We start from the raw sequence: 13,674 nt of genomic DNA on the forward strand, positions 1-13,674 counted from the left end.
TAGCCGAACGCAGTCGGCACAGCTTGCGATACAGGAGGCGTCAACGTGACACGTCGCGGGCAAGACAGTTCGCAGAGCTTGTCGCAGAGCAGGTCTGGGCACCGTTCCGGAAAGGCGCGGGGCCTGTCCCGTCGTCTCCGCCCGATCGCGATGGTCGTGACGCTGGGCGTGCTGGCCGTCACCCTGAGTGGATGCTCGTGGGAGGACGCGCTGGCACTGGGCTGGCCGAAGGGCATCACCCACGAAGGCCACCTCAACCGGCAGTTGTGGATCGGCGCGGTCATCGCCTCGCTGGTCGTCGGCGTCATCGTGTGGGCCCTGATCTTCTGGGCCTGCACCTTCCACCGGAAGAAGAAGGGTGACGACGAGTTCCCGCGGCAGTTCGGCTACAACATGCCGCTCGAGCTGGTGCTGACCGTCACTCCGTTCCTGATCATCTCGGTGCTGTTCTACTTCACGGTCGTGGTGCAGGAGAAGATGACGCACCTGGCCAAGGATCCCGAAGTTGTCATCGACATCACGTCGTTCCAGTGGAACTGGAAGTTCGGCTACCAGCGGGTGGCCTTCAAGGACAACACGTTCAACTACGAGGGCGCCGACGAGGCCAAGAAGAAGGCGATGACCTCCAAGCCGGAGGGCAAGGACCGCCACGGTGAGGAACTCGTCGGACCCGTCCGCGGACTCAACACCGAGGACCGGACCTACCTCAACTTCGACAAGGTCGAGATTCTGGGCACCAGCACCGAGATCCCGGTCCTGGTGTTGCCCGCTCACAAGCGCATCGAGTTCCAGATGGCCTCGGCCGACGTGATCCACGACTGGTGGGTGCCGGAGTTCCTGTTCAAGCGTGACGTGATACCGAACCCCGAGGCGAACCACTCGGAGAACCGCTTCCAGGTCGAAGAGATCACTCAGACCGGCGCATTCGTCGGCCACTGCGCCGAGCTGTGCGGCACCTACCACGCGATGATGAACTTCGAAGTGCGGGTCGTGGAGCCCAACGACTTCGTGGCCTTCCTGCAACAGCGCATCGCCGGCAAGACCAATGCCGAAGCGCTGCAGGCGATCAACCAGCCCCCGCTGGCGGTCACCACCCATCCGTTCGACACCCGCCGCGGCGAATTGGCCCCGAGCCCAAGAGGTTAGGACAACTCATGCACATCGAAGCCAGGTTGTTCGAGTTCATCGCCGCGTTCTTCGTCTTGGTGACGGTGTTGTACGCGGTGCTCACCGCGATCTTCGCGAATGGCGGTGTCGAGTGGGCCGGCACCACGGCCCTGGCGCTGACCGGGGGATTGGCGCTGATCGTGGCCACCTTCTTCCGGTTCGTGGCACGCCGTCTCGACACCCGGCCCGAGGACTACGAAGGCGCCGAAATCAGCGACGGGGCAGGCGAATTGGGGTTCTTCAGCCCGCACAGCTGGTGGCCCATCATGGTCGCGTTGTCCGGCTCGGTGGCCGCAGTCGGTATCGCTCTGTGGCTGCCGTGGCTGATCGTCGCGGGCGTCGTTTTCATCTTGTCGTCGGCGGCCGGGCTGGTCTTCGAGTACTACGTGGGACCCGAAAAACACTGATTCCGTCCGCAAAGGTCACAATCTGGTCACCAGTTGACCGGTGGGTAGTTTGGCGTGCGACCTGTGCACCGGCCCGTTCGGTAGGGTTTGCCGGGGCACGATTTCACGGAGTGCACCGACGCAGCCGCGGAGCCCCGCGCGCTGGCTGGGCAGTTGGACAGGGTAGGCAGACATGAGCGGGCCGAATCCGCCGGGACGGGATCCTGACGAACCCGACGTTGCCGGCGAGCCTGCCGAACCCGACGTTCCTGGCGAGTCAGCCGACGCGGATGCCGATGTCGATGCGTTCGGCCATGGCGACGTACTGGGGCCGCTCGACGGCGGGGAGGTGGAGCCCGCAGGGGAGACCGATGCCTACTCCCGGGCCTACTCAGCGCCCGAGTCCGAATTGTTCAGCAGCTCTTACATGCCCGGCGACCTGGCGTTGTACGACTACGACAGCTACGACGAGGCCGACCGGGACGACGATCGATCCCCGCGCTGGCCGTGGGTGGTCGGGGTGGCGGCGATTCTGGCGGCAATATCGCTGGTGGTCGCGGTGTCGCTGTTGGTGACCCGCACCGGCACCAGCCAATTGGCCAACCCGGCGACCACCACCTCCTCGGCGCCCCCGGTGCAGGACCAGATCACCACCACCAAGCCGCCGCCCTCGTCCGAGCCTCCACCGCCCCCGTCCTCTGAGCCCCCACCGCCACCGCCACCGCCGGAAACCCCCACTGCAACGGAGACGCAGACAGTAACCGTGACGCCCCCGCCGCCACCACCACCGCCGCCGTCAACCACCGCCGCGCCGCCGCCCGCGAGCAGCACCACTGCGGCGGCCCCGCCCCCGGCGACCACGACGCCGGCGGGTCCGCGGCAGGTCACCTACTCGGTGACCGGCACCAAAGCCCCCGGTGACATCATCTCCGTCACCTATGTCGACGCCTCAGGGCGGCGGCGGACGCAGCACAACGTGTATATCCCGTGGTCGATGACCGTGACTCCGATCTCGCAGTCGGACGTGGGTTCGGTGGAGGCGTCCAGCCTCTTCCGCGTCAGCAGACTCAACTGCTCGATCATCACCAGTGACGGAACGGTGTTGTCCTCCAACACCAACGACTCACCGCAGACGAGCTGCTGATGGTCGGCAGGTATTCGGCGTACCGGCGGGGGCCGGACCCGGTCGTCAATCCCAGCATCATCGACCGCATCATGATCGGCGCTTGCGCCGCGATCTGGCTGGTGCTGGTAGGCGTCAGCGTCGCGGCCGCCGTTGCTTTGGCGGACCTGGGCCGGGGTTTTCATAAAATGGCGCGCACCCCACACACCACCTGGGTGCTGTATGCCGTGATCGTCGTCTCGGCCCTGATCATCGCCGGTGCGATCCCGGTGTTGTTGCGGGCCCGCCGGATGACGCAGGCCGAACCGGTGGTGCGCTCCCGTGCCCTGCAGGGCGGTGCCATCAGATCGTCCAAACAGGCGGGACGTTCAGGGGCTCGCATCCCGATCGAGCCGGCGCGCCGTGAGCCCGTCAAAGCCTATGGCGCCGTTGACCATTGGTCCGGCGAGGTGGTGGACCGCATCTGGCTCCGCGGCACGCTGGCGCTGACCACCGCGATCGGGACATCGCTGGTTGCCGTCGCTGTGGCGACCTATCTGATGGCTGCCGGGCATGACGGCGCAGCCTGGGTCTGCTACGGATTCGCGGGCGTGATCGCGGCGGGTCTGCCGGCGATCGAGATCCTCTACGTGCGCCAACTCCGTCGCCAGGTCGCGCACTGAGTTTCGCTCCTCGTTTCTGTCCGTCTGTTCTATCGGTTCTGTTAGTCGGTTCTGTCGGCCTTTGGTGCGTCCTCGATGCGCCGGCGCCGACCACCGTTGTTCGAGTGTGCATCGACTGCTTTGGGTGTGCACTGAAGGCGGGATTGTCACACCGGAAGGCCGCGCTACGCGCACACCGGAAGCGCCGAATGCCCAGAGAGACAAGAACAGAGAGATAAAAGCGAGCCGCCGCCCCCGGTAGTCGGGGACGGCGGCTCATTGCCTTGCTGGGGGCCCTTAGTGGTGGCCTCCATTGGTGGAACCGTTGGAACCGTTGGAGGCGCCGTTAGAGCCGTTGGAGGACCCGTTCGGGCCTTCCTGGTGCTCGCGCAGCGCGGTGAGGGCACGGACCTCGGCGGTGTGGCCCGCCTCGCGCAGTGCTGCATCCTCCGAGGCCGGGTCCGCGAACAGGAAGCTGCCGCTACCCGGTGAGCCGGCCGAGCCCAACTTGTTCATCTTCTTGGGCAGGGCGGCGCCCTGGTATTCCAGCGGAAGCGGGTGGCCGTGGTCGTCGACCGGACCCAGCGGCTGGTGCAGCTCGATGTAGGCACCGTGCGGCAGGCGCTTGATGATGCCCGTCTCGACACCGTGCTCGAGCACCGAACGGTCGCTGCGCTGCAGCCCCACCGCCCACCGGTAGGCGATGAAGTAGACCAGCGGCGGCAGGATCACCATGCCGATGCGGCCGATCCACGTCGTCGCATTCAGCGAGATGTGGAACTTGAACGCGATGATGTCGTTCATCGCGCACAGCGTCAGCACCATGTAGAAGGCGATCGCCATGGAGCCAATTGCGGTGCGCACCGGTGCGTCCCGCGGCCGCACCAGCAGGTTGTGGTGTGCGTAGTCCTTGGTGAACCGCTTCTCTAGGAACGGGTAGATGACCAGCAGGCCGAACACCAGGCCCATGATGATCGCGACCCACACGACAGCCGGGATGGTGTGGTGCCAGAAGTAGAACTCCCATGGCGGCCAGATACGGGCCAGGCCTTCCGTCCACATCATGTAGAAGTCCGGCTGCGAGCCTGCGGAGACCTGAGATGGCTTGTACGGGCCCAGATTCCAGATGGGGTTGATCTGCAGCAGCCCGCCCATCAGGCCCAGCACGCCGACGATGCAGGCGAAGAACGCGCCGGACTTCACCGCGAAGGTCGGCATCACGCGCACGCCGACCACGTTGTGCTCGGTGCGGCCCGGTCCGGGGAACTGGGTGTGCTTCTGGAACCACACCAACGCCATGTGTGCGCCGATCAGAGCCAGGATGATGCCCGGGATCAGCAGAATGTGCAGCGCGTAGAGTCGCGGGATCAGGATGGTGCCCGGGAAGTCGCCGCCGAACAGCGCCCAGTGCAGCCAGGTGCCGATGATCGGCATGCCCAGCGTGATCGAGGACAGCGCCGCGCGCAGGCCGATGCCGGAGAGCAGGTCGTCAGGCAGGGAGTAGCCGAAGTAGCCCTCGAACATCGACAGGATCAGCAGCAGCGACCCGATCACCCAGTTGGCCTCGCGGGGCCGCCGGAACGCGCCAGTGAAGAAGATGCGTGCCAGGTGCACCATGATCGACGCCGAGAACATCAGCGCCGCCCAGTGGTGGATCTGCCGGACGAACAGACCGCCCCGGACTTCGAAGGAGATGTTCAGCGCCGTCTCGTAGGCCCGCGACATCTCGACGCCGCGCAGCGGCTGGTACACGCCGTTGTAGGTGACTTCGGCCATCGACGGGTCGAAGAACAACGTCAGGTACACGCCGGTGATCAGCAGCACGATGAAGCTGTACAGCGCGATCTCACCCAGCAGGAACGACCAGTGGGTTGGGAACACCTTGTTCAGCTGACGGCGCACCGCCGCAGACGGGTGGTAACGGGAGTCGATGTCGTTGCCCTGGCGGGCCAGGACGTCGCCGATTTTCGGGGGACTCAATTTTGGACTCATGTTGTTGTGCGCTCCCAGAATGCCGGTCCCACGGGTTCGATGAAGTCACCGTTGGCGACGAAATACCCGTCGGAGTCGATTGTGATGGGCAGCTGAGCCAACGCACGGGCCGCCGGGCCGAAGATCGGCTTGGCGAAGTGCAATGCGTCGAACTGCGACTGGTGACACGGGCACAGAATTCGGTAGGACTGCTGCTCGTACAGCGATGCAGGGCAGCCCAGGTGCGAGCACACCTTGGTGTAGGCGAAGAACTCACCGAAGTTGAAGCTCTCCTGCCCCTGACGCTTGACCACGCGGTCGACGTCGGTGGGCTTGATGCGGATGAGCATGACGGGATTGCGGACGCCCAGCGAGATCGCGGATAACTTCTCGTGTGACTCGACAGTGGTGCCGTCGCCGTCGGACTCCCGCCACGGGAAGACCGTCTCCATGCCGCCGGCGTCCATGTCCTCGGGGCGCATCTTCACGTAGGGAGGTCCGTCGTGGGCGCCGGTGGCACGGGCGAGGTAGATCGTCTCGCCCTTGTAGCGGGGAGTCCACCCCGACGTCCACAGCACCGCCTTCATGCCCTCAGCGGTGGGAACGACCGGCTTCCACGGGTTCTTGATCAGGCCACCGGCAAACGCGACCAGGGTGCCCAGGCCGAACGCGCCCAGGCCGATTCCCAGGGACGCGCCGATCAGCTTGCGGCGTCCGACCGTGGAACCCTCGTAGGCGTCGGTCAGGTTGGCCACCACGGTCTTGCGGTCGATCTCACGGGAGGCGCCGTCGTGGCGGTCCTGGATCGTGATCTCTTCGGGGATAAAGCGTTTCTGCAGCAGCACCGCGCCGATGGCGATCGAGAGGATCGACATCCCGAACGTGAAGCCGTACAGCGGCGTGGCCAGCGAGTACAGGAAGTTGCCCGAACTGCCGGTGGGCTTGTACTCCCACGGCCAGAACAGGAAGACCAGCAGCAGAGCCAACCCGAACACGCCGCCCAGCAACAGCCAGGTGGCGACTCCGCGCGCGGCGCGCTTCTCGGCCTTGGTGCCCTCGACCGGCCAGCGAGGCTCCTTGTAGACGATCTGGACGCCGTCCATCTCGCTGCCGAGCGCCAGCAGTTCGTCGTTGGACATGCGGGCCAGCGCTGCGTCGTCGGGCTCCGTGCGGCCCGCGTGTGTGCTGGTGTCGGTGTCCGAACCGGTCTTCGCTGTCTGTGTCACCTCAGACTCGTCGCTCATGAGCGCGCCCCAATCCACAGTGCCAGCCCGATGGCGGAGACCATGCCGATGATCCATGCCGCCATGCCCTCGGGCGCAGGTCCGAATCCACCCAGTCCGTAGCCGCCCGGAGAGCGTTCCTCGGCGGCGGTCCGCACGTAGGCGATGATGTCCTTCTTCGACTCGAAGGACAGCTGGCGGTCGGAGAACTTCGGCATGTTCTGCGGACCGGTCAGCATCGCCGTGAGAATCTGCTGCTCGTTGGCCTCACCCAGGTCGGGCGCGTACTTGCCTGACGACAGCGCCCCGCCCTTACCGGTGAAGTTGTGGCACGAGGCGCAGTTCAGCCGGAACAGGTCGCCGCCGCGGCCCAGGTCGGTGCCGCGCAGCGACTGCATGGCAAGGCTTCCGTCGGGGTTGCGCACCACGGTGGGGCCGCCACCATTGGCCTGCACGTAGGCGCCGAGGGCGTCGATCTGCGCCTCGTCGTAAATCGGTTCCTTGCGTGGTGCCTGGGCCTCGCCGCGCATGGCGGGCATCCGGCCGCTAGACACCTGGAAGTACACGGCCGCCTCGCCGACGCCGATCAGGCTGGGCCCGTGGTCGGGCACACCCTGCAGGTTGGCACCGTGGCAGGACACGCACGAGGTGTCAAAGAGCTGCTTGCCGGTCCGCAGCAAGGCCGAACCCGACTCGTCGGCGACCGCGACCTGCGGCGTCGGTGTCAGGACGGCTGCCAATCCACCGGCGATGGTGAGCGCAATCAGCAGCAACAGCCCGCCGGTGAGCCGACGGTGCAGACGCCGCCGGGACCGGCCGCTGAGGCCGGTGCCGGACCGGGTGAACCGCATTTTCTTCAACCGAGCACTCCTGTTCATTGGTGTATTCGGAGCCGCGGGCTCATCGGATGAAATAGATCACGGCGAACAACGCGATCCACACGATGTCGACGAAGTGCCAGTAGTACGAGACGACGATGCTGGCGGTGGCCTGTGCCGGGGTGAACTTGCTCATCGTGGTGCGGATCAGCAGGAAGATGAAGGCAATCAGACCGCCGGTGACGTGCAGGCCGTGGAATCCGGTGGCGAGATAGAACACGCTGCCGTAGGCGCTGCTGGGGATGGTCGTCCCGTGCGTCACCAGGTGGACGTACTCGTACGCCTGGCCGCAGATGAAGAACAGCCCCATCAGGAAGGTGATCACATACCAGCGGCGCAGGCCGAAAACGTCGCCGCGTTCGGCCGCGAACACGCCCATCTGGCAGGTGAACGACGACGCGATCAGCACCAGCGTCACCGGTACGGCCTGATACAGATTCAGCTCGGTCGGCGGCGGCGGCCAGTTCCCGCCGGCCTGCGCTCGCGCCGTGAAGTAGAACGCGAACAGGCCAGCAAAGAACATTAGTTCGCTGGAAAGCCACACTATGGTGCCAACACTGACCATGTTGGGCCGGTTCAGCGAATGGACTCGCGACGTAATCGCAGTACCCGAGGTCCCTACAGCACTCGTCACATCCGCAAGTATGACGCTTTGTAGTTGTCGAAGACTACCCGGGTCACAAATTTCTGAGATTTCGTGTCGCGCGGGCGGTCTGGCGGTCCCGGGGCGCCCTGTTGGGAGCGGTGGAATTCTCGTGGGACCATCGGCGACGTGGCTGCGTCGTCTGAGGCTTGTTCGTCCGCCGCGCCGTCGTGGCCGCGGGTGCTCGGGCGCCTGACGGACCGGCAGAACCTGCTGCGGGGTCAGGCCGGTTGGGCGATGGATCAGATCATGAGTGGCGCCGCCCAGCCGGCACAGATCGCGGCGTTCGCCGTGGCGATGAAGATGAAGGGCCCCACGTCCGATGAGGTCAGCGAACTGGCCGGTGTGATGCTCGACCATGCCCGTCCCATGCCGGCCGGAGCCATCCCTGACGACGCGGTCGACGTCGTCGGTACCGGCGGCGACGGCGTGAATACGGTCAATCTGTCCACCATGGCGTCGATCGTGGTGGCGGCGGCCGGTGTGCCGGTGGTCAAGCACGGCAACCGGGCGGCATCGTCGTTGTCGGGCGGCGCCGACACGCTCGAGGCGCTCGGGGTCCACATCGATTTGGGGCCCGAAGAGGTCGCGCGCAGCCTCGCCGAATTGGGTATCGGGTTTTGCTTCGCGCCGCAGTTCCATCCGTCCTACCGGCATACGTCCACGGTGCGCCGGGAGATCGGGGTGCCCACGGTGTTCAATCTGCTTGGGCCGCTGACGAATCCGGCGAAACCGCGGGCCGGCTTGATCGGTTGCGCGTTCGCGGAGCTCGCCGAGGTCATGGCCGGGGTGTTTGCTGCTCGCCGGTCCAGCGTGTTGGTGGTGCACGGCGACGACGGCCTCGACGAACTCACCACCACGACGACGAGCACCATCTGGCGGGTCCAGGCCGGCACCGTGGACAAGCTCAAATTCGACCCCGCGGGCTTCGGGTTCGCCCGTGCCGAGCTCGAGGAGTTGCGCGGCGGCGACGCTCAGGCCAATGCCGCCGAAGTGCGCGCCGTGCTGGCCGGCGCCCGGGGGCCGGTGCGCGACGCGGTGGTGCTCAACGCCGCGGGTGCACTTGTCGCGCATGCGGGGCTATCCAGCCGCGCTGAATGGTTGCCTGCGTGGGAGGACGGGCTGGGCCGGGCCGCGGCCGCGATCGACAGCGGGGCGGCCGAAGAGCTGCTCGCGCGATGGGTGCGGTTCAGCCCGCAGCTCTGAGTCGGCTTGCGCTCCGCGACGACGCCCGTCGGGGCCGAAGGGCGGCTCCATCGAACCCGGTGCCTGGCGATCCGCCAGCCGCGCCGAGCGCGCGGTGGCGGCCCAGGCGGACCATGCGCCCGCCGCGCCCAGCGGCGAGGCCCAACCCGCGTCGCCGGCGCCGGTCACCCGCACAAGGCGCACCCCCGGAGCCGCCAACCACCGCGCGATGAGCGCCGTCTCCTCGACCAGCGCGCCGCCCAGCGGGGTCTGTGTCGGCAGGATCGTCTGAGCGCCGGCCCGAATAGCGTCCACCACCGGCATTGGCGGAACTCCTCTCGCGGCGCTGCCCGCTGCCGCGAGTTGGCCGTGACGGACCACGGCGAACTGGTAGCCGCCCGCGCCGTCGGGCGCCGCGGCAATCAGCTCAGGCAGCGCCGCCAGCGCCCGCAGGCGCTGCCCGCGCCACAACGCCTCGACGGCGGTGGCGATGTGGTCGCGCAGCCGGGCCGCGCTCTCATAGTGGTGACGCCCGGCCAGCACCGCCACCTGGTCGACGGCAGCGGACAGCGCAGAGTTGTCCGATCCGTCGATCAACGCCTGGGCGCGCCGCGTCGCCTCGGCGTACTGCTCGGCCGCGACGTCGCGGGCGGCAGGGCAGGGTGCGAGCTCGACCTCCGGACACACTGGACCGTGCAGCGCGGCACGTCCCAGCCGTTTCGTGCACGTGCGCACGCCGGTGAACCTGGCCAGCAGCGCGGCGGTGTCCGCCGCGTCGGTGCGCGACCGGAACGGCCCGATCGCGCGCTCGTGGCGCGGATTGCGGATGACCGAGAAGCGGGGGAACGCCTCGTCCGTCAGCACCACCCACCACCAGCGGTGCGGGAACTTCGAGCGACGGTTGTACGGCGGGGCATGGGCTGCCAGCAGGCGTAGTTCGCGCACGCCCGCTTCCAGCGCGTGGGCGCATTCCACATGGTCCACCCCGTCGGCGAGGGCGACCATCTCCTTCATCCGCCCACGCGGGTCGCTGCCGTTGAAGTACTGACTGACCCGGCGCCGCAGGTCGACTGCCGTACCGACATAGAGCACCTCGCCGGCCGGGCCGCGGAACAGGTAGACGCCCGGCCGGCGCGGCAGGCCGTCGGCGAGGACACGCTTGCGGCGCTGGGCGGGAGTGACATCCGGCAGGTACGAGCGCAGGTCGGCGTAGGTGTGGATGCCCTGATTACCCACTCGCTCGATGAGGGCGTGCAGTACTTCGACGGTGGCCCGCGCGTCGTCGAGGGCACGGTGGGTGGGCTGGGTCGCCACCGCGAAGATGCGCGCCAGCTCGGCTAATCGCACGCTGGGAGCCTCTTCGCGGCTCAGCACCCGGCGCGCCAGCCGGACCGTGCACAGGACGTTGGGTCGCGGCCAGCGCAGCTCGCATCGCTCGGTCGCGGCACGCAGGAAGCCGACGTCGAAACCGGCATTGTGGGCCACCAGCACCGAGTCGCCGGCGAACTCGAGGAACATCGGCAGGACGGTCTCGATGGTGGGGGCGTCACACACCATTGCCGTGGTGATGCCGGTCAGACGGACGATTTGTGGGGGGATGCTGCGTTGCGGGTCCACCAGGGTGGCGAATTCACCCAGGACCGCGCCACCGCACACCTTGACCGCGCCGATCTCGGTGATCGCGTCGGGGGTGGCACCGTCCCGGCCGTTGGCGCGTCCGCCCGTGGTTTCGAGGTCGACGACGACGAACGTGGTCTCGCGCAGCGGCATTTCGTCGGGGGTGACCAGCCCGGTGAAGCTGAGTTGAGTTCCGCCGGTCGCACCCATGGCGGTGACGTTAGGCATCCCCACCGACACCCGCTGATTCCCACGCCGGGCGATGTTGTCGGTGCCCGCCGTTACGGTGCGGTGCAGTTGGAATGAGGAGCTTAAGCACTAGCGAGAGGACCGCCCAGATGGCACACAGCAGCGGGACCGAATGGACCGGTGGCGCCGCGGCCAGGCCGGGGGAGCCGGTGGTCATCGATTGTGACGACTGTGCGGTGCGAGGCCCCGGATGTCGTGAGTGTGTGGTGAGCGTTCTGCTCGGGGTACCTGAAACCCTTTCGTACGACGAACAAGTCGCGCTAGAGACGCTGGCCGAGGCCGGGTTGGCGCCGCGGTTGCGCTTGGTTCCGATCCGCCGCGACCGCGCTGTGTCGCCTAAAGGAGTGGCGTGACCGATCGTGTAGGGTCGGCGACGACCAGAAACCCTGACTCACATAGAAATGACATAAATCTTCCCAATTTCTTAACTCCCCCCTTTGGACAAACGTCGATATCGTTTCGTAACCTGTTTGAGACCTAAACCAGCTCGGCGAATTTACGCCGATGGCAGTTTAAGGAAGCAAATCTTGAGGCTCGACTGTAGGCATTCGATCGCGCGTGTAATCAAGCGGTTCGCCATCGGTTCGTTCGCGAGCTTCATCGTGTTCTCGGGCATCACGGCCGCCGGCGCGCTGGCCGATCCCGCCGATGACGCGTTGGCGAAACTCAACGAGCTGTCCCGTCAGGCTGAGCAGACCACCGAGGCTATGCACAGCGCTCAGCTCGATCTGAACGAAAAGCTCGCCGCCCAGCAGGCAGCGGAGCGCAAGCTGACCGACGACCAGGCCAAGTTGGAAGCCGCGAGAGCGCGCCTGGCCAACTTCCAGGGAGCCGTCAACAAGGCGGCCGCCGCCACGTACATGGGTGGCCGCACCGACGGTCTGGACGCCATCCTGACCGCCGGGTCGCCGCAGTCGCTGATCGACGGCCTGACCATCCAGCGCGTGATGGCGGGTCAAATGTCTTCGCAGATGGCCAGTTTCAAGGCCGCCGGCGAAGAGGCCGTGAAAGCGGAGCAGGCGTCCGCCAAGTCCGCTGCCGACGCGAGGGCCGCGGCAGAGCAGGCCGTGGCGGTGCGGGCGAACTTGCAGCACAAGCAGAGTCAGCTGCAGGTGCAGATTGCTGTCGTCAAATCGCAGTACCAGGCGTTGACCCCGGACCAGCGCACTGCGCTGGCCAACCCCGGGCCGGCCCCCGATCGAGTGCCGGACCGCGGGCCCGGTGCGCCCGCTCCCGACGCCCTGCCGCCGGGCGCGCCGCCGGAAGGCGTCCCCGGTGAGGCACCCGCTCCGGGTGGGGCGTCCAACGTGCCCTTCACGGGTGGCGGTGGCAGCGGAGACCGTGCCGTGGTCGTGCAAGCCGCGTTGACTCAGATCGGCAGCCCCTACGTGTGGGGTGGTGCGGCTCCTGGCGGATTCGACTGCTCGGGCCTGGTGATGTGGGCGTTCCAGCAGGCGGGCATCTCGCTGCCGCACTCCAGTCAGGCCCTGGCGCACGGTGGTCAGCCGGTGTCGCTGTCTGACCTGCAGCCCGGCGACGTGCTGACCTTCTACTCCGACGCCTCACACGCCGGCATCTACGTGGGTGACGGCATGATGGTCCACTCGTCCACCTTTGGCCAGCCGGTTCGGGTGGTGCCGATGGACTCCTCCGGCCCCATCTACGACGCACGCCGCTACTGACGGTCCCGCCCGGGCGGCGTTGGCTCCAACTGCTCCTGGCGAGTGTCTTCACCGCCGAGCTGATCGCTGCGGTCCTACTGCCGGCGCGCCAGAGTCCACCGGCGCGTGCGGTTGCGCACCCGGCACCCGCCCCGATGACATCACTGGTCCGCGATCGTGTGGTGCGACTGGTCAGCCCGGGTGACGCGGAGTCCTACCAGCTGCTGTCCCGCGTCGCAGCCGATCTCGGCGGTGCCGTCGATGCGGTCGTCGGGTTCTGGGGGCCGGACTGGACCCGCGACATCGTGGTGGTGGCCACTGGGTCAGACGAGCGGTTTCAGCGGGCCGCGGGCGGCGGGCCGGCCTCGCAGTGGGCAGATATCGCAGCGGTGACGGTTGTCGATCAGGTGAACCCGGTGGCCCGGACAATGGTCGGCGCCCGGATCCTGCTGGCTCCCGGTGCGTCGCAGATGAGCGCCGGGGCGCTCCGAATAGTGCTGAGCCACGAACTTTTTCACTACGCGGCCCGAGTGGACACGGCTCTGGACGCACCACGTTGGCTCACCGAGGGCGTGGCCGATTACGTTGCCCGGCCGCAGACGCCGCCTCCCGCTGAGGCCGCGGCCACGATGCCGGCATTGCCGACGGACGACGACCTGGACATCCCCGGGCCGCAACGCTCGCTGGCCTACGACCGGGCATGGTGGTTCACCCGGTTCGTCGCCGATACGTACGGTCCGGCGAAGCTGCGCGAACTCTACGTGGACGCGTGTGGTGTGGGGCATTCCGACCTGGCTGGTGCCGTCCATCGGGCGCTGGGCATCGACGTCGCCGGTCTGCTGCCGGGCTGGCAGCGGTGGATGAGCAACCACGCCTGACGCGCCGCTACCCGCGGCGCGCCTCGTCGCCCGCTCTGTTGACGCGGCTCCT

At 67.2% G+C, this 13,674-nt stretch carries 12 protein-coding genes and 1 pseudogene; 8 read left to right on the forward strand and 5 right to left on the reverse strand.

Annotated elements, in window-relative coordinates:
- Positions 1–150: 150 nt before the first annotated feature.
- The 4 genes from QXK92_RS02070 to QXK92_RS02085 all read left to right on the forward strand — a co-directional run bounded on the left by QXK92_RS02070 (position 151) and on the right by QXK92_RS02085 (position 3,338).
- The gene (locus tag QXK92_RS02070; RefSeq protein WP_306240014.1) at positions 151–1,146 is read left to right on the forward strand and encodes a cytochrome c oxidase subunit II; all 996 of its coding nucleotides are present in this window, start codon (positions 151–153) and stop codon (positions 1,144–1,146) included.
- Between the two features lie 8 nt (positions 1,147–1,154).
- The gene (locus tag QXK92_RS02075) at positions 1,155–1,574 is read left to right on the forward strand and encodes a cytochrome c oxidase subunit 4 (protein WP_306240015.1); all 420 of its coding nucleotides are present in this window, start codon (positions 1,155–1,157) and stop codon (positions 1,572–1,574) included.
- 172 nt (positions 1,575–1,746) lie between these two features.
- Entirely contained in the window at positions 1,747–2,697 is a 951-nt protein-coding gene (locus QXK92_RS02080; RefSeq protein WP_306240016.1) for an MmpS family transport accessory protein, read from the forward strand.
- Positions 2,697–3,338 (forward strand): DUF2561 family protein, encoded by a 642-nt coding sequence (locus tag QXK92_RS02085; RefSeq protein WP_306240017.1) that lies wholly within the window; start codon positions 2,697–2,699, stop codon positions 3,336–3,338. The genes QXK92_RS02080 and QXK92_RS02085 overlap by 1 nt, the downstream gene beginning before the upstream one ends.
- Positions 3,339–3,614: 276 nt before the next feature.
- Here QXK92_RS02085 and QXK92_RS02090 read toward each other — a convergent pair whose 3' ends face one another.
- The 4 genes from QXK92_RS02090 to QXK92_RS02105 are packed head-to-tail and all read right to left on the reverse strand — an operon-like array spanning position 3,615 to position 8,023.
- On the reverse strand, positions 3,615–5,309 hold the full coding sequence (locus QXK92_RS02090; RefSeq protein WP_306240018.1) for a cytochrome bc complex cytochrome b subunit: 1,695 nt from the start codon (positions 5,307–5,309) through the stop codon (positions 3,615–3,617).
- Positions 5,306–6,532, reverse strand: coding sequence for a ubiquinol-cytochrome c reductase iron-sulfur subunit (locus QXK92_RS02095; RefSeq protein ID WP_306240019.1), 1,227 nt, complete (start codon positions 6,530–6,532; stop codon positions 5,306–5,308). The genes QXK92_RS02090 and QXK92_RS02095 overlap by 4 nt, the downstream gene beginning before the upstream one ends.
- Complete coding sequence (locus QXK92_RS02100) at positions 6,529–7,371, reverse strand: c-type cytochrome (RefSeq protein WP_306240020.1); 843 nt, start codon at positions 7,369–7,371, stop codon at positions 6,529–6,531. The genes QXK92_RS02095 and QXK92_RS02100 overlap by 4 nt, the downstream gene beginning before the upstream one ends.
- Before the next feature lie 40 nt (positions 7,372–7,411).
- Positions 7,412–8,023, reverse strand: coding sequence for a heme-copper oxidase subunit III (locus QXK92_RS02105; RefSeq protein ID WP_306240021.1), 612 nt, complete (start codon positions 8,021–8,023; stop codon positions 7,412–7,414).
- Positions 8,024–8,152: 129 nt separating this feature from the next.
- Between QXK92_RS02105 and trpD the strand changes: the two genes are divergently transcribed.
- Positions 8,153–9,238 (forward strand): anthranilate phosphoribosyltransferase, encoded by a 1,086-nt coding sequence (gene trpD / locus QXK92_RS02110; RefSeq protein ID WP_306244116.1) that lies wholly within the window; start codon positions 8,153–8,155, stop codon positions 9,236–9,238.
- Here the strand turns inward: trpD and QXK92_RS02115 are convergent.
- Positions 9,176–11,062, reverse strand: a pseudogene (locus QXK92_RS02115) (DEDD exonuclease domain-containing protein); the annotation flags it as partial. The gene trpD and the pseudogene QXK92_RS02115 sit on opposite strands and share 63 nt — an antisense overlap.
- Positions 11,063–11,172: 110 nt before the next feature.
- On the opposite strand from QXK92_RS02115, the gene QXK92_RS02120 reads away from it, so the two are divergent.
- The 3 genes from QXK92_RS02120 (at position 11,173) to QXK92_RS02130 (ending at position 13,622) form a co-directional block, all read left to right on the forward strand.
- Positions 11,173–11,436 carry a hypothetical protein gene (locus QXK92_RS02120; protein ID WP_306240022.1) on the forward strand — a complete coding sequence of 88 codons (264 nt, stop codon included), beginning with the start codon at positions 11,173–11,175 and terminating at the stop codon, positions 11,434–11,436.
- A gap of 174 nt (positions 11,437–11,610) precedes the next feature.
- A complete protein-coding gene (gene ripC, locus QXK92_RS02125; protein ID WP_306240023.1) occupies positions 11,611–12,765 on the forward strand; it encodes a peptidoglycan hydrolase RipC in 1,155 nt (384 codons plus the stop codon).
- A gap of 134 nt (positions 12,766–12,899) precedes the next feature.
- On the forward strand, positions 12,900–13,622 hold the full coding sequence (locus QXK92_RS02130) for a hypothetical protein (RefSeq protein WP_306240024.1): 723 nt from the start codon (positions 12,900–12,902) through the stop codon (positions 13,620–13,622).
- Positions 13,623–13,674 lie beyond the last annotated feature (52 nt).

It is taken from the genome of Mycobacterium sp. TY815, from assembly GCF_030755135.1.
Lineage (GTDB): Bacteria > Actinomycetota > Actinomycetes > Mycobacteriales > Mycobacteriaceae > Mycobacterium.